Below are 23,106 nucleotides of genomic sequence, written 5' to 3'. Positions count from 1 at the left end.
TTCTAGATAGCCAACACTTACTCATCGGACTTTTCATTTATTTCAGTTATTTTTGCTTCTTGCCACACTAAAAAAACAGCTGGGATCACAATGAGAGTAAGGATGGTTGCGGTAATCATGCCACCCACCATGGGTGCAGCAATACGCCGCATGACCTCAGAACCTGTGCCGCCACCAAGCATAATAGGCAATAAACCACCAATAATGGCAAGCACTGTCATCATCTTGGGTCTGAGACGAAGCAGTGCCCCTTCAATCACCGCGCTGCGCACATTGGCTTTAGTGAGCGCACGACCCTCTTGCTCGGCCAGTTGTTGTTGCTTCATCAGCGCTTGGTCCAGATAAATGAGCATAATTACCCCGGTTTCAGCAGAGACACCCGCCAAAGCAATAAATCCCACGCCCACTGCAATCGATAAGTAATAGCCAAGTAAATAAATAAACCAGATTCCCCCTACGAGCGCTAAAGGTAGGGTACCAAGAATTATGAATACCTCCGAAAAGCGTTTAAAATTCAAATAAAGTAAGACAATAATAATCAAAAGTGTCAGGGGAATGACTATCATAAGCCGTGCTTCAGCACGCTGCATAAATTCATATTGCCCAGTCCATAAAAGCGTATAGCCTGGAGGTAGTTTAATGTTCTGTTTCACCGCTTGCTTGGCTGAGTTGGTATACGAGCCCAAATCGCGTCCCGCAATATCAACATAAACCCAGCCCGAGGGACGTGTGTTTTCCGTTTTAATCATATCCGGACCATCGGTCACTGATAATGTCGCCACGGCCTCCAGCGGAATATGAGCACCAGTCGGGGTTACAATAGGTAATTGACGCAATTGTGCCACCGAATCACGCACAAACTGAGGATAGCGCAAATTCACCGGATAGCGTTCAAGCCCTTCAACCGTCTGGGTAACATTCATGCCGCCTACTGCATTTTCAATCATTTCTTGCACATCACGGATGTTTAACGCGTACCGAGAAGCTTTGAGCCGGTCAATCTCCACATTCACGTAGCGTGCACTCACTACCCGCTCTGCAAACACCGAAGCAGTGCCTGGCAAAGGCTTTAGTACCTGTTCAATGTTCTGACCAATCTCTTGGATGACCTTTAAATCGGGGCCAATAATTTTAATCCCCAAAGGGGTTTTAATGCCAGTCGCTAACATATCAATGCGGTTGCGAATGGGCATAACCCACGCATTGGTCACCCCAGGTATTTGCACTTGCCTATCCAGCTCATCTCTAATTTTTTCAAAGGTCATGCCAGGCCGCCATTCGCTTTGGGGTTTAAATTGAATGGTGGTCTCAATCATCGACATAGAAGCCGGATCGGTTGCGGTTTCCGCATGGCCAATTTTGCCAAACGCTGATTTGACTTCCGGGACGGTGAGAATGAGTTTATCAATTTGCTGGATTAATTGTTGCGCTTTACCCACTGAAATCGCTGGGAAGGTGGTAGGCATATACAGCAAATCGCCCTCGTTTAAAGGCGGCATAAATTCAGAGCCCAAGCGGGTAACGGGCCAAAAACCAATAGCCACGATGACAAAAGCAATAGCTAAAATCGTCTTGGGTGCTTTAAGGACTGCGTGAATGACTGGTTGATAAACCGCTTGCAATGCCCGATTCAATGGATTTTCCGTTTCCGGTCGAATACGTCCGCGAATCAGATAGCCCATCAACACAGGAACCAAAGTAATCGACAAAGCCGCAGCACAGGCCATAGCGTAGGTTTTGGTAAACGCTAATGGAGAAAATAAACGCCCTTCCTGGGCTTGTAAGGTAAATATCGGGAGAAAACTAAAGGTGATAATGAGTAAAGAAAAAAAGAGCGATGGCCCGACTTGTAAGCTTGCTTCTTGAATAATTTGCCAACGATTCTCTTGGGTCACTTGAGTTTGCTCAAAATGCTTATGCACATTTTCAATCATGACAATGGCGGCATCGACCATCGCACCAATAGCAATGGCAATACCTCCTAAGGACATGATGTTTGCGGTAATGCCTTGCCAATACATGATGATAAAGGATGCCAAAATCGCAATAGGCAGGGTGATAATAATGACTAAGGCCGAACGCAGATGAAATAAAAAAACAAAACAAATCAAAGAAACAAGAATGAACTCTTCAACCAGTTTATCCTTTAGGGTGTCTACTGCCCGTTGAATCAAACTGGAACGATCGTAGGTTTCAATAATTTTTACCCCAGGAGGCAGACTGCTCTTTAACTCAGCCAATTTGGCTTTGACTTCTTGGATGGTTTTCATGGCATTTTCGCCAAAGCGCATGATGATGACGCCACCCACTACTTCGCCCTTACCATTGAGCTCTGCAATACCGCGACGGTTTTCAGGACCCAGCCTGAAGGTCGCTACATCCGATAAAAGAATCGGAGTTCCTTGTTTTGAAACACCTAAAGGAATGTTTTCAAAATCAGCAGTTTTTTTAAGGTAGCCTCGCGCACGTATCATGTAATCGGCTTCGCCCATTTCAATGGTTGAGCCACCTGTTTCTTGGTTGGCATCCCGAATGGCTGCAATCACTTGAGATAGGGTTAAATCAAATGCACGTAATTTATTGGGGTCAAGAACCACTTCATAACGACGCACCATTCCACCAATCCGTGCCACTTCAGAAACCCCAGGCACTTTCTGTAATTGAAACTTTAAATACCAGTCTTGCAGGGTGGTTAACTGAGATAAATCATGCTTGCCTGTGGTATCCACCAAAGCGTATTCATAAACCCACCCCACCCCTGTGGCATCCGGACCTAATGCCGTACTGGCATTAGGCGGTAACCGGTTGGCAACCTGGCTTAAGTACTCCAGAACACGAGAGCGTGCCCAATACAAATCGGTTCCATCTTTGAAAATCAAATAAATATATGAATCATCAAACGCAGACTGACCACGTACTGTTACTGCGCCAGGTACTGCAATCATCTTGGTGGTCAAAGGATAAGTGACTTGATCTTCAACGATTTGTGGTGCTTGCCCAGGATAGGTTGATTTAATAATCACTTGCACATCGGATAAATCAGGAATGGCATCCAGCGGCGTTTCTTTGAGGATATAGAAGCCTGCAAGGGTTAATAAAAGAGTGGCCAACAGGATAAAAGGCCGATTCTGGATGGACCAGCGAATGATGGCTGCAATCATAGACAATCACTCCCTGTATGAATTTTAGTGTGCATTCATTTTCCCTTTTTTGCCTTGGTTGTCGTTCATGCGCTCTAAACTGGCTTTTAAACTGGCCTCCGAATCAATCAAAAACTCCCCTGAGCTGACCACCCGTTCCCCTTTTTTTAATCCCGATAAAATCTGTATGCGCGAACCTGACTCAATGCCGGTGACCACCGGTTGAACTTGGAAGCGACCTTTGCCTAAAGAAACAATAACACGTGTCCCCTCACCCGTTTGAATGATGGCTTCTTTTGGAATACTTAACACCTGTTCCAAGGGTGTCATGGACAAGGTAATCATGGCATACATGTTGGGTTTTAACTGATTCTCTGGATTATCAAAGCGTAAACGCACTTTAAGGGTACGTGTTTTTAGATTAAGCTGAGGGTAAACATAGTCAATGTTCCCTTTCCAAGTTTTACCAGGAAAGGCCGGAAATTGCGCTTCGGCTAATTGCCCTACTTGAAGCCAAGAGGCTTGTTGCTCAAATACTTCAACGATGATCCAGATGGTCGACAAATCAATGATACTCATCATTTTCATTGCCGGTGTAATCCGCATCCCTTCGCGCACATTTAAGGTGGCTACAATGCCCTTTTGCGGACTGTAAATATTAACGAGCTGGCTTACTTTATGTGTTGTTTTAAGCTGTTGAATTTGTGCTTCAGCCATACCTAAGGAAATTAATTTTTGCTGCGAGGCGTCAATCAGGGATGCCTCCTTCGTTTCAAGCGCAATTAAGTATTCTTCTTCAGCATTGACCAGGGTTCGTGAATAAAGCTGCATCAGTAATTGGCCTTTTTCAACAGAAGCTTCAGTTGTTTTGACAACCAGATTTTGAATCCAACCATCCACATAAGCATTAATATTACTAATAAGGTTTTCATTGGAAGTCACATAGCCGACTGTTTCGATTTTTCGGGCAAGCTTGCCTTTTGTGACAAGCGCTGTACGTACTCCTAAATTACCTACAATCTCAGGAGCTATCCGTACGGTTACTTTGCCATTTGTCGCTCCTTCATTATCAGAATAAACAGGGACCAATTTCATCCCCATGGAAGAGAGACCTGGTTTGTTGTATCGAATCATAGGATTCATAGGATCCATCCAATACATGGGCTTTCCTTTTTCATTCGTTGCAGTTTGTTGATTCGTTTTTTCAGTTGGGAAGGCACATTTTTTCACTAAAAAAAGGACTGCGAGTAACACAATAATCAGTATACCTATTTTCAGTTTCATCTAAGTTTTTCCTTGTAGGTAGAGTAGTGCTACACGTGTTTTAAGCTGTTCAATGTGAACGTTTAACTGTTCCAACTGGATAGTAAGCTCCCCACTATAAGCACGTAACACCGTATTCATGTCCGTGGTTGCACTTTGATACGCCAACAAGGCTGCTTTGGCATTTTGCTTGGCTTCCGGCATGAGTTGTTTCGTAAATACGGCGTCGCGTCGGGTTAGCTGCTGCCATGCAGCATAAGTGCTTAACAGCATTTCCATTAAATCGCGAAAGTGGGCATGTCTATCCAAGAATGCCGATTCTAAATGAAGATAACTTTCCCTAAGGCGTGGTGTTTGGCGATACTTAGGAAAAATAGGTAAATCAACGGTGACTTGCGCGGTCAACATATCGGAACGTGGTGTCCCATCAGGCATGCGACCTTGTCTGAAACCGTAATTGACATCGAAAACGATACCGGGCTTAAACTGCTCCTTTGCTAACGCCACGGATTGGCGACTTGCCTGAATAGCGCTGAAGTCGGCTTTTAATAAAGGATGACATTTTATTTTTGCTTTCAATGCATCTAATGAGGGAAGGTGTGGTAGGGCAGGTAACGTAGCAGTTAATGGACGTCGTGCTTCTTGTTGCCCGATCCAACGTCCTAATTTTGCACGAACCTGTTCCATTTGCTGGGTGATTTGAACGAGTTGTTCATCCAATTGAGACAGTTCGACTTCGACTTGCAAGACATCCGATTGCGTGGCTTTGGCTTGTGCGTATTGGGACTTGGCAACTTTAAGTAAATACACAAACAAGCGACGATTCTTCTGCACAATATTCGCTGCTTGTTGCCAATAGTATAATTCAAGCCAGGCTTCTCGCGCTGTTTTTACTATAGCCAGCTTTTGTTCTTGAAATCGCGCGCGATAGACGCCAGATTCTGCTTTAGTTCGTCGTGACTTAATGGCTAAAGAATGCCCTGGCGGAAGACGTTGTTCTAATCCGCCCATGATCATGGTCATCTCATCTTGCGTAAAACTGAAGTTATTGGTGGGCACGTTAATCGTTCCTGCCATTAGTTTTGGATCAGGCAATTGACCATCAGCGATGGCTTTCTGATCTAAAGCTTCCGCCTCAGTACGCAAACGTTTTAGTTCAGGAGAAAATAAAATGGCACGCTGGCCTGCTTCGTAAAAAGAAAGGGGCGTTGATAGCGTAGTGGCGTACGTATTTAAATAAAATACAGAAAAAAGGACCGCAGTGATATTAAAAATCCCATTTTTCAACGTTAACATCGATTTAATGTTTAACCCCATGAGGTCAATATTCCTATCCCTTATGAAACGCACTTTGGTTGTAATTACCCGAGATTCCAAATTGGGGCAGTATTTTATTGCTTGTTTGCAGAAGCACTAACCTAAAATGGTTCAATGTGAGCCTGAGTATATAATACTACGATGCAACTCAGGAATGAGCAAGGTATGTAAAATAAGTCTATGCAGCAACTGGTTAATCAATTCAGATTTTTGCAATCAATAAACCTATCATTCAAATTATGTCTTTATTTTGCGTGCCACCCCGGAAAACAGAGTACGTTATTAATTTGATTGGGATAATCGCTTCGCCCTGTTGCAACAATGGCAGCGTATGGCCCTATGTCACCTAAATCTAATACTGCTGTTCCGTCTGAAACTACTGCAACCATGTTTTTCTTAATTGTTAGGTTAAATGCATCTTCAGATTTTTTATAAATAGAAGTACAAATTAGCGCAACACCTGGTGTATAAGCGATTGACAGATCATCTCGAGTCTTTAATGGAATACGACCTTCAATTTCGATTTTACCGCCCAGGTGGGCTAGAAAAATACGATCCGAGACGTGAATCACTTCTATGTTAGGAATCGTACGCAATAGATCAACTATAGACTCCGCATGTTTCGGGCCACATGTGTAAATGGTAATATCACGTATCTGAGTATCTGCTTCAGCGCGAACAGTATCAATCGCACCAATTTGCCCACCTTCTTTTTCGATAGAAGCTGCTAATTGTTAGGTAACAGGATCTCATCACTGAGATCCTGTTACCTAACATTAGTGAATTTGGAGAAACAGATAATCATATGGCTTCGCTAATTGACCTATCTCTTGATTTGTCGCTTGTTAATGAACCTCCCCGTGGCAAGCCACGAGGAATACTAGTGAATTTTTTATATCAAAATTAAAATAGAGACTATCTTGGAATATTTAAACCAAATCATCAAGCATGAACATATTGTTGTCTGGGATGCGAGTCGCCGAACCTGGAATATAATTTTACAAAATATAGGACTGTCTATAATTGTTATTAGCACGCTTGTTGTCGGGGCAATAACTGGTTATTTTACGTTGCCAATAGCCGTTTTAGCTCATGAAATCAGTGAACTTATTATGATTGCAAGTGGTCTTCGTATGTTAAAATCTTAACCATAGATGAGTCATTACAATGCGCTTAATACCCGCTCAAGTCGTTGTCTCACTTCACCTGCAATATGATTGATCTCAGAATTGCCGACCAATTCTAATACGGCGTTCGGATCCATGAATTCAACATACACTTTGCCTGTATTATCTTGGCGTACAACCACATTACAGGGTAGAAGTAAACCAATAGACGGCTCTTTTTCTAAAGCTTGATGGGCAAATTGGGGATTACATGCACCAAGAATTTGATAGGGAGGCATATCTTGATTTAACTTCTTTTTCAGAGTGGCGGACACATCTATATTTGTAAGAACTCCAAATCCCTCTTTTTGTAGTTCTTCAGTAACCTTCTTAATTGCATCATCAAATGAATACAATGTTTTTTTTCCAAATCCATATTTTATATTATTCATTTTTCTTCCTAATTGTTTTAATAGTTAATTATTTACTTCGTAATCGTTTTGCCCACCAAAGAAGAGCTAGAGTAATCAGGGCATTGATAACTATTGACCAAGTATTTAAAGTGGGGGTCAGAATTATAAATTTAAGGTCTAAAGGAACTAAAAATGCAAAAAAGACGTGTGCTATCGTATGAAAAAATTCAAACCCCGCAAAAAATAGAACGATATCCCTAAACATAGCATTTCTCCTTTTAATAAGTCTCCATTCATTTATTAATTATAGATTGCCTCCAATCTTTCAGTATATGTATAAAAAGAAAAATTTGATGTTGATTATCGATTTTTTTTGGCAAAGGCCGGACATGTATATCTCAAAACGAACCGAATGGGAATTTGATTTATATCAATCTGAAAAATTGGCTGCTTATTATTTTGCTGCTGGAATACTAACTTAATTTTAGTTATATAATCAACTTTCAAACTTTCAACATGGCTTAAAAGACGTTAATTTAGTAACCAGTTGAGTGACCACTTTAATTTATGCTGATAACAATTTTGAAAAATCACATAACCGGTCTTTGCGAGATAAAGTACCACAACGAAACAAACTCTTCTTAATACTGATTGACCTGCTCTATCAAATCTGAACGATTACTTATTGATTTCGGAAAAAATAATCGCCCTATTTTTACCTTTCTTTTTAGCCACATATAATGATTGATCGGCTGCATCGATTAATTCTTTCAATGAAGAACCATCGTTTGGGTAAATTGAAGCACCAAGGGATATAGTGATGTTCGAAACAGTCTCATCAATGACGATTCGCATTTTGTTCACTTCATTGCGAATATTCTCAGAAGCTATTTTTACGCTATTAAGGTCACAATTTGGTAAAACAAATAAAAATTCTTCGCCGCCGTAGCGACATGCCAAATCACCTTCTCGAACTAATGATGGGAGTAAATTACCCAAGCGAGATAATACATAATCCCCTGTTTCATGGCCAAAAGTATCATTAACCTTTTTGAAGTTATCCACATCAACCATAATGAATGCTATGGATGTTTTGGTACGCTTTGCTTGTCCTATTTGCTTGACTATATATTCGTCGAGAAAACGACGGTTTAATAAGCCAGTCAGTGGATCACGGATGGATTGAGAATGAAGCAATTCTTTTAATCTTATGTTTGCAATAGCTAACGAAATTGTTTCTGCGACCACAGGAATCAGCGTATTTAGTTTCTCTGAACTTCTATATATAAATAACAAGCCAAGTATTTCATTTTGGGCCATCAAGGGTATACACAAAGACGCTTGCTGTTCTTGCTTCATTTCTTTGATATGTCGACATACGACCCCAGGCTGCCGTTCACTGACTTCATGAATGCATCCCCGTCTTAAAGCCCAACATTCATTGGAGGAAAAAATCGCCGAATAATGATTTGAATCCCCCCATGTAATTTTTTTCTCCAAATAGTTGCGCGAATTATGCATAAGGTATAAAGCACCATCCGAAAAATCCAGAATTTTATTCGCATAGGATGAGAAAGACTCCAGTATTTCGTCAATCGTGTTGCAGGCAAGAAAGGTTTCACTTAATTGGGTAATGGTGAACATTTTTTGATTGATTGATTCCAGTTGAAATTTTTCTTCCTCGAGCGTTTCATACAAATCCCTGAGAGATTTTTCTTTTTCTTGTAATAATCTATTTTGCTCAACTCGTAGAGTCACATCACGGATGATGGCAATAGCGGCCATCCCTTGGGTTATTTGCAAAGGGCTTAAGCTAATTTCAACGGTAAATATTTCTCCATTTTTGCGCCTTCCTTTAAGCTCCATACCAAGTCCCATAGGACGCACACGCGGTGATTTGAAATAATTAGACCGATGCTTTGGATGTACTTTTGCCGAATTTTCAGGCATCAATGATTCCACCGATAGACCTAATAGTTCTTCTTTTGTATAACCAAACATGACCTCTGCCTGATTGTTACTAAATTCAATTTTTCCTTCTTGATTCACTAATACCATAGCATCTGGAATAGCGGATAAAAATGCAGAATGATAAGCTTCCCTTTCTTGCAATTTCTTATTAAGCTCTTGAATATCCTTGGCTCTTTTTACTATTTCAGCCCCCATTGCTCCCTCATGACGTTGCAATGTTTCTATGATTTTCAATTGGAAGTCAGGGGATTGCTGAGGATGAATAAATTCTGTGACATCTTCTACTCGATGGATAATGTATTTTACACGGTTATCTTTATCTAGAACGGGACAATTAAGTGGGCTCCAGTATCTCACCTCAAAATCACCTCCTGAAGCAGCGGGACGTCGGATATCATATTTTTGTATGGCCATGGCATCACAAACTTTGTCCTTTAGTACCCGATTTAATGAGTGACGCAAATTATTGACGCCCGTTGCCGAGGTATCATTAGGATTGTCTGGGAAAACATCGAAGATATATCGTCCCAGGATTTCCTCTCGTTTGACCATCGTTGCTTTGAGATAGGAATCACTTGCCCCAACAATATTAAATTTTGAGCATAAAATAAGATACAAATCGGGTGCTGCTTCCAAAATGGCTTTGGCATCTTCTTTGAAATTTTGGATGTCTTTCATCGCTCGATAACTCATCAGTCAAGAGGGTTTTTAACGTCAATAAAACCACATCCTTTATCTTTATTAAACCATTTCACCTTTTCTCGTATTTTGTCTACCATATCAATATCCCTAATGATAATAGAAATATAGTTTAGCACTTTTTTATTGATTGACTAAATTACTAGATAATTGTGTCAATATTTGAATATTGAACTTATTTTTGAGTATCAGAGGCGGATAGGTAAGAGGGTAGTAGTTTATCAGTGCCCGGCTAATCTTGGCAGGCAATACCTCAAGACCATAAAACTCTAACAAATGCTCAGAAATTGGTTCATAACTCATGCCCACGGGCATAAAGCGATAGTATGTTGTTATCTTCATTTAATATCGTTTGGCGTTTCTTGACAATGCTCGGCTCAAAACTACCTTCACGATCGCGAAATGCAATAGAAATGAGTAATCTTTTATTTTATTGGCTTAATCTCTTACATGAATCGAATGATATAACTGTGCTATTCTTTGCCCTATTGCTTTTGGCCAAGAGGTGAATCATTTTTCCGGGCAAATAACCACTCATGTTAGCAATTAACAATGGTTTCTTTCAGAGTTGGTTGTGTGCAAGCAACATGGATTTGCTTTGCCTCTGGATATTCGGTCAAACTGTTTTAGTATACATTTGTCTAGAGCCATGCGATGTTTCTAAACTTTGTATAAATTGACATCTGCCTTTAAATGTTTAGCAATATCATCCAAATTATGAATAAATGCCATCATCTCTTTGATGCCACTGGAAAAAGTTGAGGTAGTGCGATTAATTTCATTCATACTCTCAACGATTTGTTCAATCCCAACTGCTTCTTGGCGAATGGTTATCTCGATGTGCTGACTGGAAATGGATGCTTCATGAATCATCTTACTTAGGGTTTGAATCACCTCACCCGCTTTTTTGATACGTGTTGATCCTGAATCAAGAGTTTTTGTGCCTTCTTCTGTAACGGCGACGGCTTTTTCAGTGGTTCTCCGAATGTCTTCAAGAATTTTTTGTACCTGTACGGTTGACTGTTCTGATTGCTCAGCGAGATTTCTTACTTCAGTTGCTACTGCGGCAAAACCTTTTCCAGCTTCTCCTGCTTTTGATGCTTCAATCGATGCATTCAATGCCAGCATCTTTGATTGTTGGGCAAGGGTATTTACTACGGAGGTAATGTCGCCAATTTGTTGGGTATGATTACTTAAATCAAGAATAGTTTGTGCAATAAGCTTCATCTTTTCTTCTGAAGCTTTAATCCCTTGAATACTTTGTTCTACTGACTCTGTGCCCAGCTTTCCTTGCTCATAAGTGTTTTTAGCAACTTCCCGCAGGGTTTGTGCTTTAGCCATGGTTTGTTTTGAGCTCTTATCTATTTCTTCCAATGACGCACTGATTTCATTTATAGCTGATGCTTGAGAGGTAATCCCTTCTGCTTGTTCATTTGCTGAAGTGAGTACGGTTCCAACCATAGTGACTATGTCATTGCTGACTTTACTAATTTTTTTGGTGATTGATGCCAACCCATCCGTCATTGAATTTAAATCTTTACCTAGATCTTGTAAGATGTCTTCTTTGTCTATTTCAAGACGCTCTCTAAGATCGCCTGCAGCAACTTTACTGCTATGCAGTCTAAATTTTTTCGATGAGCTGACCAATTTTTCAAATAACTCTCGAGATTCTTCTTCTTTTGTACGAAGAATTTCTTCATTCTTCTTAATCGCTTCTTGCATGGCTTTGAGTGATAAAAGCAATTTTCCTAATTGATCTGCAGATGGAATTTGGATCACGACATCCCGCTCCCCTAAAGCAATTCGTTCCGCTATATCAATTGCCTTATCTACTGGAATTGCGATAGCTCGTCGGGTTGTATAAGGTACAACAAGGGTTAGAACAACGGCTAAAATGAATAACCAATAGGCCGATTTTTTTAAGGAAATTAAGCTGTTATCTATTTTATTAACATTTTTCTCAATTTCACGTGCTAAGTCGCTGAACAATCCACCGGTTCTTTTGCCTGCCTCTTCAGAATAAGGACCATCAATAATATCGATCATTGATTTTTCAAGGGCTCTGGTCTTATTTCTACTGTTTTCTACATTATCTGGATTATTCGGATCTCGAGAAGCATTAAGTATTGAAGCTTGCGCTTGATAAAAAGGCACATACAATTCTTGAAGTTTGGCCCATTCATGCTGGAGCTTTGGATCATCTAATTGGCGCATCACCCGATCCCACTGGCCTCTAACATGATTGATTTCATTCCATAGGTGTGCGAAATAAACTTTATCTTTTGGGTCCCCGGTCATTGCCCAATGTTCAAGAATGTCTTGAGCTTGATAAATTTGACTGTCGAGGATTGGTGGTAAATTTTCACTATGAATTTTATCTGTCAATTCAATCACGCAATTTACTTTGGGTATTAAGAGCATAATTAATATCAATAAAGGCAAACTAAGCGCCATAAATCCTATAACTAATCGGGCACCTACTGTAATGACAAAGCCTCGTTTATTGTTCACATCCATGAACGACTCCTCTCTTCTATAAACTCTTTAAGAATAACAGTAATCATGATGCAATCAGAGAATATATCTCTAAGTTAGTAATCAGTTTTGCTTCCAATTGGGGACCCATCCGATATTAATGCAAGACTTCCCGTATAATGCCTCCAACCACCTCGGCGATTAGAAAGCATCCTGTTAATAAAAGAGCGAACCAAAGTAACCGCTCTTTTGAGGATTTTTTAAAATCAGGAAGTGCGTCCTTACTCATTGATTTCCCTCACCAAAATCACTCATTTAATTGAAATGAAACCCCGTGTAAAAAAATTGATGCAACAATAAGAAAAGTAATTAACGCAAGATAAAACTGCATGGTTTTTTTATTTTTTCTAAATAAGAGTAGGAAACCAATCAATACAACAATTGCGATACCTAAAGAACCTAAAAACCATGCATTGGCAGACATTCTTTATCCTTTTTGAGTTTTATATTATTCATTTTGATGCACATGCCCACCATCACCACCAAATCCGCCATCATAGCCAGGCTGGGCTTCAGAAGACACTTTGGGGGTTGTACAGGAGGTCAACCCATATCCTAAAAAAAGCAACCCAATCAATAAGAAAGTCCTAAATCCAATTGTGTTCATTGACCACTCCTTTTTTCACACCCAATACAATAAAACGAAGACTTTTGCCATCTTAACCTATTGAATCATAGAAAATAGCTCAATCCATATCTGTTCTCACTGATTACTTCCTAGCTTATATTGTCTTAAAAAATGATGCATTTTTAATTTGAAATTTTTTTAACTCATTTCCTGATATTCAGAATGCCCTTGATGCGAATTGAGCAACCGCAACCCATTGGCCACCACAATTAAACTCGCGCCCATATCCGCAAACACGGCCATCCAAAGGGTCGCTAATCCTCCCAGTGCCAAAACAAAAAACACCGCTTTTATTGCAATGGATAAACTAATATTTTGACGAAGGATACGCGCCGTCTTGCGGCTTAAATCAACATATAAGGGAAGCATCGCTAGATTATCATTCATTAACGCAACATCCGCCGTTTCTAAAGCGGTATCAGTACCTTTGCCCATGGCAAAACTAATCGTGGCTTTAGCAAGGGCTGGCGCATCATTGATTCCATCACCGACCATCCCCACAGCCTTATATTGGTCTAAAAGAAGATTCATCGCGTGCAATTTCTCCGTAGGTAAGACATTGGCTTTAACTTCATCAATACCCACTTCCTTGGCAATGGCCTTGGCTGTAATGGCATTATCGCCGGTTAATATCGCCGTTTTGAGTCCTTGCTGATGCAGCGTTGCAATCGCCCATTTGCTCGTAGGACGAAGCGTATCGGCCACCGCAAAAATCGCCAATACTGTAGCGCGATTACTTAATATCACGGTGGTTTTTCCTTCTTCTTCTAAACGTTTGAGTTCATGCTCGATTGCCGCACTACATACCTTATTGTCTTCAGCCAATTGATGGTTTCCCACATAATACAATTCTTGATGAATTAACCCCTGTACTCCTCGCCCTGGGAGTGCACAGAATTCTCCTACCGCAAGTAACTCGGTATCAGGTTGCTCTTGCTGCCAATAGGCAACTAAAGCATCGGCAACAGGATGTTCCGAATGACTATCAAGGCTTGCTGTAAGTAATAAGAGGTATTCTCTGGGTTGGTTTTGGTCATACACAATAAAATCGGTCACTACGGGTTTGCCTTCGGTCAATGTCCCTGTTTTATCTAAAGCGATTAACTTTAATCGATACCCTGTCTCTAAATAACTCCCACCCTTGATAAGGAGTCCATGTTTTGCTGCAGAAGCTAACCCGCTCACCACCGTAACGGGGGTTGAAATCACCAAGGCACAAGGACAGGCAATCACCAACAAAGTCAATGCCTTATAAATCCAATCATAAAAGGGGTAGCCAAGCATCAAAGGAGGAACAAGCGCAATAAAGACTGCAATTAAAACCATAGTTGGGGTGTAATATGTTGCAAACTGGTCGACAAACCGTTGTGTGGGAGCTCGTTCACTTTGCGCCTGCTCAATGGCTTTACCAATTTTAGCAAGCAACGTATCCCCTGAAGCTTTGCTGACTTTGGCGTCAAAAGTACCGTGTTCATTTAAAGTTCCTGCAAATACCGCGTCACCTACTTGCTTGCTCACCGGCATGGACTCCCCAGTAATCGGTGCTTGGTTCACCGTACTCTTTCCCGAAGCCAGTATCCCATCAAGCGGGATACGCTCACCGGGTTTTACTTTAAACACAGCACCGACGTGTACGCTTTCTACAGGCATGCTTTGCCATTGACCCTTCTCTGTTTTAATGCGAGCCACTTCGGGCGCAATTTGCATGAGACTGCGAATGGCAAGACGCGCCTTATCCAGAGAATAACGCTCGATTCGCTCAGCAAGAGCAAATAAAACCGTCACCATAGCCGCCTCTGGCCATTCACCGATTAACACAGCACCAGTGATTGCAATCGCCATCAAACTGTTCATATTCATGGCCTTAGTACGCAACGCAATCAACCCTTTTTTAAAGGTGGGTGGCCCACTCAACACCATAGCCAATAAGGCCAGAACTATGACCCAGACCGATTGTTCCTCTGCCAAGAAATAAGCCACCAATTCGGAAAAAAGCGCCAAGAAACCTGATAAAGCAAGAAGTGGCCAAGACAAATCAGCGCGGGGCTTTTCCTCTCCTTTTTCTGGATGGATACTGCCTTGAACCCGCACACTCATACCTAACGCTTCGATTTGTTTTTGCAACACATCACTCACAGCAAGGCGATGGTGTATGGTCACTTCTTCAGCAATGAAATTAAAATCCATCTGCTCCACTTCAGGAATCGCTTGTAATTGCCGTCTGATTAATTGCTCTTCAGCCGGACAATCCAGTCCCGCAACAAAAAAAGTGGTTAAGGTTAAGGGCGCTGTCATAATGAGTTCCCACATTGGCCACAAAATTTCGCCCCTGCAGCGATAGTAGCACCACAAGTGCATGGAGTATTCTCAAGGCCACTACCACATTGACCACAAAAACGCGCACCATATGCAAGAGAGGCATTACAGCGCGGACAGCTCAATCCTCCTGGCTCGGGATTGGTTGCATAATTGCCATGGCGGCTTTGTTGACCATGATGCGTAGTTCGGTATCCGCCATGATGACCGCTAAGGTAATTTCCAAAAACTCGTTTTAGAAAACTCATGTTAATTCCCCGTCTCTTCAGTAAAGTGTTTGAGCATGTCTGCAAGAATGCAGCGCACATGGGCGTCATAAATGCTGTAGTAAATATGTTTGCCTTCGCGATTGGCGATTAAAAGGCGGGCTGAGCGCAACAAACTCAAATGATGGCTGGTTAGTGGCACGGAAAGTTGCAGTTGCTCCGCCAACTCTGAAACTGATTTTGGACCTTCTAAGCAGACGATAAGAAGCTTGAGACGATTGGCTTCGCCCATCAAATGCAAGATATCGCTTAAGGTGATGATTTGGTCTTGGGTTAACATAGTCAATTAAATAGTTAAATAGGTATTTAACTATAAATATAGCGAAACACCCTATTTTGTCAAATGGAATGCTATTACTGGACTTTGGTGCGTTCACAGGAGCGTGTTTAATAAAAAACAATCCGTTTGACAACATGATTACTGACTTTCTTTGGACCCATTGTTAAGAAAACCTTTTTTGCGTCGCTTATGAAACAGATAATACAAGCCTGGCAACACTAAGAGGGTTAGAAAAGTTGACGAAATAATGCCACCAATGACCACAGTCGCCAAGGGTCGTTGTACCTCAGAGCCCGTACCCGTGGCTAAAGCCATGGGCACAAAACCTAAAGAAGCCACTAAAGCGGTCATCAATACCGGACGAAGCCTTCCCAGGGAACCTTGTAACACTGCATCCTTCAAGTACATTTTTTTCTGCTCGTGCAGTTTATTGATAAAGGTAATCATCACCAAGCCATTGAGGACGGCCACCCCGGAAAGCGCAATAAACCCGACCCCTGCTGAAATGGACAAGGGAATACCTCTTATCCATAACGCAAAAACACCGCCAGTTAACGCCAAAGGAATCCCGCTAAACACCAAGAGCGCATCGCGTACGCGACCAAAACTCATAAACAGCAATAAAAAAATGCCAAGCAAGGTGATGGGAATCACGATTTGCAAACGTTGTGATGCTGATTGCAACTGCTCAAATTGACCACCCCAAGTTACCCAGTAGCCACTGGGAATTGTAACATTTTGGTCGATGCGTTGCTTGGCCTCATTCACAAATGAGCTTAAATCCCGATTGCGGACGTTGGCAGTCACCACCACCCGCCGTTTACCACTTTCCCGGCTGATTTGATTGGGGCTTTCACTGCGCACCATTTTGGCCACTTCACTCAACGGAATAAAATGCCGTTCTCCATCTTTAGCCGGCGGCAATGGAATGAATACTTGACGCAGCACATTAGGATCGGTGCGTAAGCCTTCGGGCAAACGCACCACCAAATCAAAGCGCTTATCTCCTTCAAACAGCTCGCCTCCTTTTTTACCACCCGTGGCAATGACAATGGCATCTTGGACGGTACCAATTTGTAATCCATAACGCGCCAAAGTATCGCGATTGATTGCAACCGTTAAAAGCGGCAAACCACTGACTTGTTCCACTTTCACATCGGCAGCGCCAGGCACTTTTTGTAATTGCGCACTGATGGCCTCAGCGATTTCGCGTAAAGTATTCATGTCATCACCAAATACCTTCACCGCCACATCACTGCGCACTCCAGAAATGAGCTCATTAAAACGCATTTGAATGGGCTGGGTAAATTCATAATTATTTCCGGGAATTTGTTGTACGGCCCGTTCGATTTCTTGCACCAACTCCTGCTTGGTTTTTTTAGGATTCGGCCACTCCTTGCGCGGTTTTAAGATAATAAAGGTATCGGCCACATTAGGCGGCATAGGGTCGGTGGCTACTTCTGCAGTCCCAAGCTTGGCAAAAACGGTTTTTACCTCAGGAAATTGCATCACTCGTTTTTCAACCAAATCCTGCATGACAATGGCCTGTGTTAAACTCGTCCCGGGAATGCGCAGTACCTGCATGGCTATATCCCCTTCATCAAGGCTTGGAATAAATTCCCCACCCATACGAAACGCGATAAAAAGACTCATCATGACTAAAATCATTGCGGCACTGATTACCAATCGACGTGCATGAAAACAACGACGCAAAACCTTTGCATAACCCAAAGCAAGATAATGCACCAACCGGTTTTCTTTTTCCTGGAGATGTCCTCGCAAAAAAATCGCCACAGCCGCGGGAACAAAGGTCAGCGCAAAGAGCATGGAGGCAAGCAGCGCGATAATCACGGTCTGCGCCATCGGTAAAAACATTTTTCCTTCCACACCGGTTAAGGTTAAAATCGGCAAATAAACAACCGTAATGATAAATACCCCAAAGATACTGGGTCTGATGACTTCCGTGGTGGCATAGGCGATGACTTTCAAACGCTCTTCCAAATTTAAGACACGATGCAGGGCATGCTGTTGTTCCCCCAAATGCTTGATGCAGTTTTCAACAATAATCACTGCACCATCAACAATTAAACCAAAATCAAGTGCGCCCAAGCTCATCAAATTGGCGCTGATTTTATTCGTTACCATGCCAGTAATGGTCAGCAACATGGATAGTGGAATCACCATCGCCGTAATGAGCGCAGCACGAATGTTGCCTAAAAACAGAAACAAAATAACGCACACCAGGAGCGCGCCTTCTAAGAGATTGTTTTTGACCGTATTGATGGTAGCATTCACCAGCAAAGTTCGGTTATATACCGTGACCGCTTCCACTCCTTGAGGCAGGGTTTTATTGATTTCTTTCATTTGAGCAGCTACCCGCTCCGATACCGTGCGGCTGTTCTCACCCATCAGCATGAAGACTGTGCCGAGCACCACTTCGTTACTGTTTTCGGTTGCAGCGCCTGTGCGTAATTCTTTGCCCAAGGCGACCTCAGCCACATCACGAATACGAACTGGCGTTCCTTCAAAACTGGCAATGACAATGTTTTCGATATCGGCAATGTTATGCACCTGCCCTGGCACACGAATTAAATTTTGCTCGCCATTAGTTTCAATATAGCCCGCACCCACATTGGAATTATTCCGCGCCAATGCTTCAACCACATCATTTAAGCTTAAATGATAGCGCACGAGCTTGGAGGGCTCGGGCGTGATATGAAATTGTTTTTCATAACCACCAATGGTATTGACCTCAGCCACTCCTTCGACATTGCGTAATTGCGGTTTAATAATCCAATCCTGAATGGTACGCAGTTCGGTGGGATTATACCGTTGACTGGTAGGCACATTGGCTTTATTGGTCACCGTGTACATAAAAATCTCACCAAGGCCCGTTGAAATCGGCCCTAAGGTGGTTTCCACGCCTGGCGGGAGTTTGTCTTTGACTTCCTGCAAACGTTCATTAATGAGTTGGCGTGCAAAATAAATGTTGGTGCCATCTTTAAAAACCACCGTGACTTGCGACAGCCCATAGCGGGATAAAGAACGGGTATAATCCAAGCTGGGCAGCCCACTCATGGCCAATTCAATAGGAAAGGTAATGCGTTGCTCGACCTCAAAAGGAGAATAACCGGAAGCCTCCGTATTAATTTGCACTTGCACGTTGGTAATATCAGGAACCGCATCAATGGGCAAGCGCTGGAAATTATAGACACCAAGAATGGCTATCAGCAACGTGAACAAAAGGACAAACCAGCGATGTTTTAGGGAAAAACGAATAATTTGTTCCAGCATCATTTATCCTTAGTCCTCGTGGCTCGCGCCTTCTTTACCGAGCTCCGCCTTCAGAAAAAAGCTGTTCTTACTGACATAGAGTTGCCCCACATCAAGCCCTGAAACCACCTCCACCCATTGTTCATCCTTTTGGCCTAAAAGAACAGGTGTTGCCTCAAAATAATCACCTTGCTGAACAAAAACCACATCTTTTTTATCCATGCGCTGGATGGCAGATAAAAGTACGGCAACCGGAACCGTTTTTTTGTCAATGGTAATCGCTCCATTCACATACATCCCGGGCAACCAAACACGAGGTTCATTGGAAAGTACCGCACGGGCTAACGTGGTTTGACTGTCTTCAATGCCTAAAGGCGCAATGTAGTAAAGGGTGCTGGCGGACTTTGGTTTTCCCTCATCCCCAGTCACGACGACTTCCATGCCTTGTTTCACTAAGGGAACATCCTTGCGATACAAGGTGAAATCAGCCCATACAGTGGCTAAATTAGCTACCTCATAAATGGGTTTGGTATTTTGCGCAAGTTCTCCATTGGTCGCATATTTTTGCACAATGGTACCAGTAATGGGTGCAGTAATCATGTAGTTTTGTAAGCTTTCATTGCTCTCGATGGTCACTAAAGTCTCACCTTGAGTGACTTCATCGCCTAAATTTTTATTCATGGACTTAATGATGCCTGAATAACGCGCATAAATGGGGGCAAGCGTGTCGCGATTGGGAGCAATCTTCCCCACGACTTTAAGTTGGGTTTTAATCGTTTGGCTTTGGGCCGTAGCCGTTTGAATGTCGGCTGCCTTAAGAATGGCAGGCACGATTTTTACGCGTCCTTCATAGGTCGCATAATGCCAGGTATAGCGTTTACCCTCTAGTTCTAATTGAATCGTGACCTCAAAAGAATGAGGCTTGCGGATCACTTCCTTACTTTGTAAGAAATTCTCGACAGGAATAAAAGTCACCACCTCTTTTTTCTCATTAAATCGGGTTAATTGAACAGTTAAGCGTGCTTTCTCAGGTATGATGGGTTGGCCATTCGTGTAAAGATAGGCGCGAAAACGAGGCGGCATGCCGCGTTCAAAAATTAAAAGCTCAAGGGCGATACCGCCATCTTGAAACAAACGCCCACCCTGAGGCCCCTTTTCCATGGTTTCTTGATGATTGCCTTCTTCCGCTCCATGAGGCTCCTCATCGGCCCATAAAGAAAAAGAGCTTAACCCCAATAAAAGAATCAAAAGGTGTACGCAGTGAATAAATGACTTTGAAAAGGTCATGGACTCTCCTTAGTAGGATTTAACCCTAAAAGCCCGACAAGCTGAATTAAGGCCTTATGATAATCCGCATGGGCTTGTTGGTAATGGCGTTCTTCTTCATACAAAGCGTTTAACGCGGTGGATAACTCAATGTAGGTGTAGCGCCCCATTTGATATCCCTCTTGGGCGAGTTTGATTGACTTGCGTGCCAAGGGGAGCAAGGAATCCGTGATCAAAGTGGCTTCATAGCGACTTTGCTCGGCTTGTAAAAAAAACGTGTAGATGTTTTGACGTACATCAAGGCGTGTACCTTGCAGCTCGTGCGCTGTTTGCGTGTATTGCGCCTCAGCAGTCATGATTTTGCCCTGATTTCGATTATAAACAGGCACTTCGGCAAAAGCGGACGCGACTGCGGCATTGCTGTCATCATCAGAGAAATGACGGCCTCCCAATTGAATGTTTAAATCAGGCCACACCGACTTTTTCACGGCAGTAATGGTGGCGCGTTTGGCTTGGAGTTGTTGCTGCAGTTGCACTAACTGCGGGCTTTGCGGTAATTTTTTAAGTATCACGGCCCAGTTCAATGAAACACCCGGTAGACCTTTATCCACCAAAGGCTTATCAACTCTTAATCCATCGCCTAATAAGCGCGCCAGTTTGGCGCGCTGCAGTAACGCATCGCGTGCTGCTTTATTTTCCTGAATGCGCGCCTCGCCCAAACGCACCTGTGCCAATCGTAAATCCAATTCAGCGCCCGCACCTGCCTTAACCCGGCGCTCGATGGCAGTAACAATATCTTGATTGAGTCGAATGAGTTTCTGGGTGACGTGATGCCATTGGCCCGCATAGAGCGCATCCACATAAGCCACACCTACCGCGCGATAAAGGACTGTTTTTTGTACTTTAATTTGTGCAAGCGACGCTAAATAATCCGCATAAGTGGCTTTTTTCAAATACTGCAGTCGATGCCCTAAGGGAATGGGTTGAGTGACTGACGCCGTGGTTTCTGCGGCTTCATAACTGGAATAACTCCCCGAACCGCCAAAATTTTCCGCAGTCAACGTCAATTGAGGATTAGGGTAAAGGCCGCTTTGGATAAATAAGCCGCGTAGGGCTTCTGCCTTATCCTTTTCTGCTTGCAGTTCGGGGTTGTTGCGATAAGCAATATCTAAGGCTTGTTTGAACGTCAAAGGGGTAGCCGCAAGCACTTCGTTCATCACAAAGTTCATTGCACCACACACCATCAAATAAAATAAATAACGCATTCCCTACCTATCAAGTAATCCATGTCAAACCTTATTGTTCCAGTGTACCTTGATTTAGTGTCTTGATACATCCTATTGCCAAAAAATCAAGAAAAATCGAATGCTAATGCACTGAAATGCTCCATACATGCATTAATGATTGAATGCGCCTTCTTATAAGTTTAATGAATGTACTTTAATGATGTCCATGCCCGTGACCGTGAGGATGGTATCCGCCAAACACTCGCTTATGAGGCGGGTTGTCTTCTGAAGATCCCTTTGTATTAAAAGACGCGCACGAAGCAAACTAATAAAGTAAAGAGACTATGATTAGAGAATATGATTTTTTTCCTAAAATACACTTGTTCATCATTTCCCTTCCTTAAAAAATTTACTTATTTTTTTATTTTTTAGATTATTTTATACAAATTATTATAACTGAAATAAAAAAGGTAGAATCATCCTCTAATGAATACTCATGAAAGTACTGAGCTTGTTTATTTAGTACCAACCAGCGCTTCCGCACTCAGCATAATAATCTGAATTTCTTCCGTAATTTCCTCTTGACGCAATAAATTAAGGTATTCTTTTAATGAATTTTTTTTACTTTCTAAACGATCTAGTGAGCTATTCAACTGAAAAAGCCGTTGATGATTTTCTGCAAAAAACGATTGATAAAAAACCGAATAACACAGAGCTAATAAGTACTGATCCACAAATTCAGCTAAAAACTGCTCATGGGTTAAATTGAGTAGAGGGGGAATGAAACCATGATTTGCATCGTTGGCACAAAACTCTTTGAATGGTTGTACTATTTTAGCTTGAATTTGATTGTGTTCTTCCTCATTGAGGATAATGTCCCACTGCCAGGAATGCAAGGCGATATGTCTTTGGGAGGACACTTTCTCTAAGGTTTGTAACAGATTTAAAATCACTGCCGGAATTTCTTCAATGGCATTAGGTCCATCGAGTATTGCTATCACTCGAGCATCATTCTCCATTTTTAAAGCAAGTTTACGCCCCACCACAATGAGTACTGGATTAAATTCAGCATCGTGCTCTTTTAAAGTATCTAACTGATGCATCACATTATCATTAAAACTGCCACAAAAACCTCTTTCTGAGCCGATGAGAATATAAATCGCCGGATGAGCGCCTTGTTGATTTATGGGAAAAATCGGATAAAAGCTTAAAAAATCACGGTTTACTTCATGAAGTGTTTGCATGGCTTGCTCCTGCAGCGCAAGAACCTTGGTGATTTTATTCATTTCAATGAAACACAGATTTTTCATAGCGCTCATGATGTCACCAATTTCTTCTAGGGTATGAAAATGCTCTTTCAGTTTCGTTCGTTTCGTCATCAAATCATCCGTGGATTAAAGAATGAGC

Annotated in this window: 21 protein-coding genes; 2 read left to right on the top strand and 19 right to left on the bottom strand. The window is 42.2% G+C overall.

Features of this window, described 5'->3' with window-relative positions:
• Window positions 1-17 precede the first annotated feature (17 nt).
• The 4 genes from ACF8MK_RS11060 to ACF8MK_RS11045 form a co-directional block, all read right to left on the bottom strand.
• Window positions 18-3,161 carry an efflux RND transporter permease subunit gene (locus ACF8MK_RS11060; RefSeq protein ID WP_392536709.1) on the bottom strand — a complete coding sequence of 1,048 codons (3,144 nt, stop codon included), beginning with the start codon at window positions 3,159-3,161 and terminating at the stop codon, window positions 18-20.
• A gap of 24 nt (window positions 3,162-3,185) precedes the next feature.
• Window positions 3,186-4,424 (bottom strand): efflux RND transporter periplasmic adaptor subunit, encoded by a 1,239-nt coding sequence (locus ACF8MK_RS11055; RefSeq protein ID WP_392536708.1) that lies wholly within the window; start codon window positions 4,422-4,424, stop codon window positions 3,186-3,188.
• Window positions 4,425-5,720 carry a TolC family protein gene (locus ACF8MK_RS11050; protein WP_392536707.1) on the bottom strand — a complete coding sequence of 432 codons (1,296 nt, stop codon included), beginning with the start codon at window positions 5,718-5,720 and terminating at the stop codon, window positions 4,425-4,427.
• 245 nt (window positions 5,721-5,965) lie between these two features.
• Window positions 5,966-6,316 (bottom strand): hypothetical protein, encoded by a 351-nt coding sequence (locus ACF8MK_RS11045; protein WP_392536706.1) that lies wholly within the window; start codon window positions 6,314-6,316, stop codon window positions 5,966-5,968.
• Window positions 6,317-6,640: 324 nt separating this feature from the next.
• On the opposite strand from ACF8MK_RS11045, the gene ACF8MK_RS11040 reads away from it, so the two are divergent.
• Window positions 6,641-6,868 (top strand): hypothetical protein, encoded by a 228-nt coding sequence (locus ACF8MK_RS11040; protein ID WP_392536705.1) that lies wholly within the window; start codon window positions 6,641-6,643, stop codon window positions 6,866-6,868.
• 14 nt (window positions 6,869-6,882) lie between these two features.
• Here ACF8MK_RS11040 and ACF8MK_RS11035 read toward each other — a convergent pair whose 3' ends face one another.
• Both ACF8MK_RS11035 and ACF8MK_RS11030 read right to left on the bottom strand, forming a co-directional pair.
• A complete protein-coding gene (locus ACF8MK_RS11035; protein ID WP_392536704.1) occupies window positions 6,883-7,278 on the bottom strand; it encodes a DUF302 domain-containing protein in 396 nt (131 codons plus the stop codon).
• Window positions 7,279-7,306: 28 nt separating this feature from the next.
• Window positions 7,307-7,504: a hypothetical protein gene (locus ACF8MK_RS11030; RefSeq protein WP_392536703.1), complete on the bottom strand. Its 198-nt coding sequence runs from the start codon at window positions 7,502-7,504 to the stop codon at window positions 7,307-7,309.
• Window positions 7,505-7,592: 88 nt separating this feature from the next.
• On the opposite strand from ACF8MK_RS11030, the gene ACF8MK_RS11025 reads away from it, so the two are divergent.
• Window positions 7,593-7,721 (top strand): hypothetical protein, encoded by a 129-nt coding sequence (locus tag ACF8MK_RS11025; protein WP_392536702.1) that lies wholly within the window; start codon window positions 7,593-7,595, stop codon window positions 7,719-7,721.
• A 196-nt stretch (window positions 7,722-7,917) separates the two neighbouring features.
• Here ACF8MK_RS11025 and ACF8MK_RS11020 read toward each other — a convergent pair whose 3' ends face one another.
• The 13 genes from ACF8MK_RS11020 to ACF8MK_RS10960 form a co-directional block, all read right to left on the bottom strand.
• A complete protein-coding gene (locus ACF8MK_RS11020) occupies window positions 7,918-9,888 on the bottom strand; it encodes a diguanylate cyclase (RefSeq protein ID WP_392536701.1) in 1,971 nt (656 codons plus the stop codon).
• A gap of 144 nt (window positions 9,889-10,032) precedes the next feature.
• Window positions 10,033-10,251: a hypothetical protein gene (locus ACF8MK_RS11015; RefSeq protein WP_392536700.1), complete on the bottom strand. Its 219-nt coding sequence runs from the start codon at window positions 10,249-10,251 to the stop codon at window positions 10,033-10,035.
• Window positions 10,252-10,569: 318 nt separating this feature from the next.
• The gene (locus tag ACF8MK_RS11010) at window positions 10,570-12,426 is read right to left on the bottom strand and encodes a methyl-accepting chemotaxis protein (protein WP_392536699.1); all 1,857 of its coding nucleotides are present in this window, start codon (window positions 12,424-12,426) and stop codon (window positions 10,570-10,572) included.
• A gap of 115 nt (window positions 12,427-12,541) precedes the next feature.
• A complete protein-coding gene (locus tag ACF8MK_RS11005; protein ID WP_392536698.1) occupies window positions 12,542-12,673 on the bottom strand; it encodes a hypothetical protein in 132 nt (43 codons plus the stop codon).
• 18 nt (window positions 12,674-12,691) lie between these two features.
• The gene (locus tag ACF8MK_RS11000; RefSeq protein WP_392536697.1) at window positions 12,692-12,868 is read right to left on the bottom strand and encodes a hypothetical protein; all 177 of its coding nucleotides are present in this window, start codon (window positions 12,866-12,868) and stop codon (window positions 12,692-12,694) included.
• A gap of 24 nt (window positions 12,869-12,892) precedes the next feature.
• Entirely contained in the window at window positions 12,893-13,051 is a 159-nt protein-coding gene (locus tag ACF8MK_RS10995; protein WP_392536696.1) for a hypothetical protein, read from the bottom strand.
• 159 nt (window positions 13,052-13,210) lie between these two features.
• Window positions 13,211-15,367: a heavy metal translocating P-type ATPase gene (locus ACF8MK_RS10990; RefSeq protein WP_392536695.1), complete on the bottom strand. Its 2,157-nt coding sequence runs from the start codon at window positions 15,365-15,367 to the stop codon at window positions 13,211-13,213.
• Entirely contained in the window at window positions 15,364-15,636 is a 273-nt protein-coding gene (locus ACF8MK_RS10985; RefSeq protein ID WP_392536694.1) for a zinc ribbon domain-containing protein, read from the bottom strand. Before ACF8MK_RS10985 ends, ACF8MK_RS10990 begins: the two co-directional genes overlap by 4 nt.
• Window position 15,637: 1 nt before the next feature.
• Window positions 15,638-15,934, bottom strand: coding sequence for an ArsR/SmtB family transcription factor (locus tag ACF8MK_RS10980; protein WP_392536693.1), 297 nt, complete (start codon window positions 15,932-15,934; stop codon window positions 15,638-15,640).
• Between the two features lie 138 nt (window positions 15,935-16,072).
• On the bottom strand, window positions 16,073-19,228 hold the full coding sequence (locus tag ACF8MK_RS10975; RefSeq protein WP_392538953.1) for an efflux RND transporter permease subunit: 3,156 nt from the start codon (window positions 19,226-19,228) through the stop codon (window positions 16,073-16,075).
• A 9-nt stretch (window positions 19,229-19,237) separates the two neighbouring features.
• Window positions 19,238-20,494 (bottom strand): efflux RND transporter periplasmic adaptor subunit, encoded by a 1,257-nt coding sequence (locus ACF8MK_RS10970; protein ID WP_392536692.1) that lies wholly within the window; start codon window positions 20,492-20,494, stop codon window positions 19,238-19,240.
• On the bottom strand, window positions 20,491-21,738 hold the full coding sequence (locus tag ACF8MK_RS10965; protein WP_392536691.1) for a TolC family protein: 1,248 nt from the start codon (window positions 21,736-21,738) through the stop codon (window positions 20,491-20,493). Before ACF8MK_RS10965 ends, ACF8MK_RS10970 begins: the two co-directional genes overlap by 4 nt.
• A 476-nt stretch (window positions 21,739-22,214) precedes the next feature.
• Window positions 22,215-23,078, bottom strand: coding sequence for a F0F1 ATP synthase subunit gamma (locus tag ACF8MK_RS10960; protein ID WP_392536690.1), 864 nt, complete (start codon window positions 23,076-23,078; stop codon window positions 22,215-22,217).
• Window positions 23,079-23,106 lie beyond the last annotated feature (28 nt).

The organism is Legionella sp. 227, assembly GCF_043161935.1.
In the GTDB taxonomy this organism is placed as follows: domain Bacteria; phylum Pseudomonadota; class Gammaproteobacteria; order Legionellales; family Legionellaceae; genus Legionella; species Legionella sheltonii.
The sequence above is the reverse complement of the archived record's forward strand: the minus strand, read 5'-3'. Positions and strand labels throughout refer to the sequence as shown.

What these genes read in the sequence shown, in the direction of transcription:
- ACF8MK_RS11060 (WP_392536709.1), bottom strand. Translation starts at nt 3,161, where the DNA reads ATGATTGCAGCCATCATTCGCTGGTCCATCCAGAATCGGCCTTTTATC.
- ACF8MK_RS11055 (WP_392536708.1), bottom strand. Translation starts at nt 4,424, where the DNA reads ATGAAACTGAAAATAGGTATACTGATTATTGTGTTACTCGCAGTCCTT.
- ACF8MK_RS11050 (WP_392536707.1), bottom strand. Translation starts at nt 5,720, where the DNA reads ATGGGGTTAAACATTAAATCGATGTTAACGTTGAAAAATGGGATTTTT.
- ACF8MK_RS11035 (WP_392536704.1), bottom strand. Translation starts at nt 7,278, where the DNA reads ATGAATAATATAAAATATGGATTTGGAAAAAAAACATTGTATTCATTT.
- ACF8MK_RS11030 (WP_392536703.1), bottom strand. Translation starts at nt 7,504, where the DNA reads ATGTTTAGGGATATCGTTCTATTTTTTGCGGGGTTTGAATTTTTTCAT.
- ACF8MK_RS11025 (WP_392536702.1), top strand. Translation starts at nt 7,593, where the DNA reads ATGTTGATTATCGATTTTTTTTGGCAAAGGCCGGACATGTATATCTCA.
- ACF8MK_RS11020 (WP_392536701.1), bottom strand. Translation starts at nt 9,888, where the DNA reads ATGAAAGACATCCAAAATTTCAAAGAAGATGCCAAAGCCATTTTGGAA.
- ACF8MK_RS11015 (WP_392536700.1), bottom strand. Translation starts at nt 10,251, where the DNA reads ATGAAGATAACAACATACTATCGCTTTATGCCCGTGGGCATGAGTTAT.
- ACF8MK_RS11010 (WP_392536699.1), bottom strand. Translation starts at nt 12,426, where the DNA reads ATGGATGTGAACAATAAACGAGGCTTTGTCATTACAGTAGGTGCCCGA.
- ACF8MK_RS11005 (WP_392536698.1), bottom strand. Translation starts at nt 12,673, where the DNA reads ATGAGTAAGGACGCACTTCCTGATTTTAAAAAATCCTCAAAAGAGCGG.
- ACF8MK_RS11000 (WP_392536697.1), bottom strand. Translation starts at nt 12,868, where the DNA reads ATGTCTGCCAATGCATGGTTTTTAGGTTCTTTAGGTATCGCAATTGTT.
- ACF8MK_RS10995 (WP_392536696.1), bottom strand. Translation starts at nt 13,051, where the DNA reads ATGAACACAATTGGATTTAGGACTTTCTTATTGATTGGGTTGCTTTTT.
- ACF8MK_RS10990 (WP_392536695.1), bottom strand. Translation starts at nt 15,367, where the DNA reads ATGACAGCGCCCTTAACCTTAACCACTTTTTTTGTTGCGGGACTGGAT.
- ACF8MK_RS10985 (WP_392536694.1), bottom strand. Translation starts at nt 15,636, where the DNA reads ATGAGTTTTCTAAAACGAGTTTTTGGAAATTACCTTAGCGGTCATCAT.
- ACF8MK_RS10980 (WP_392536693.1), bottom strand. Translation starts at nt 15,934, where the DNA reads ATGTTAACCCAAGACCAAATCATCACCTTAAGCGATATCTTGCATTTG.
- ACF8MK_RS10975 (WP_392538953.1), bottom strand. Translation starts at nt 19,228, where the DNA reads ATGCTGGAACAAATTATTCGTTTTTCCCTAAAACATCGCTGGTTTGTC.
- ACF8MK_RS10970 (WP_392536692.1), bottom strand. Translation starts at nt 20,494, where the DNA reads ATGACCTTTTCAAAGTCATTTATTCACTGCGTACACCTTTTGATTCTT.
- ACF8MK_RS10965 (WP_392536691.1), bottom strand. Translation starts at nt 21,738, where the DNA reads ATGCGTTATTTATTTTATTTGATGGTGTGTGGTGCAATGAACTTTGTG.
- ACF8MK_RS10960 (WP_392536690.1), bottom strand. Translation starts at nt 23,078, where the DNA reads ATGACGAAACGAACGAAACTGAAAGAGCATTTTCATACCCTAGAAGAA.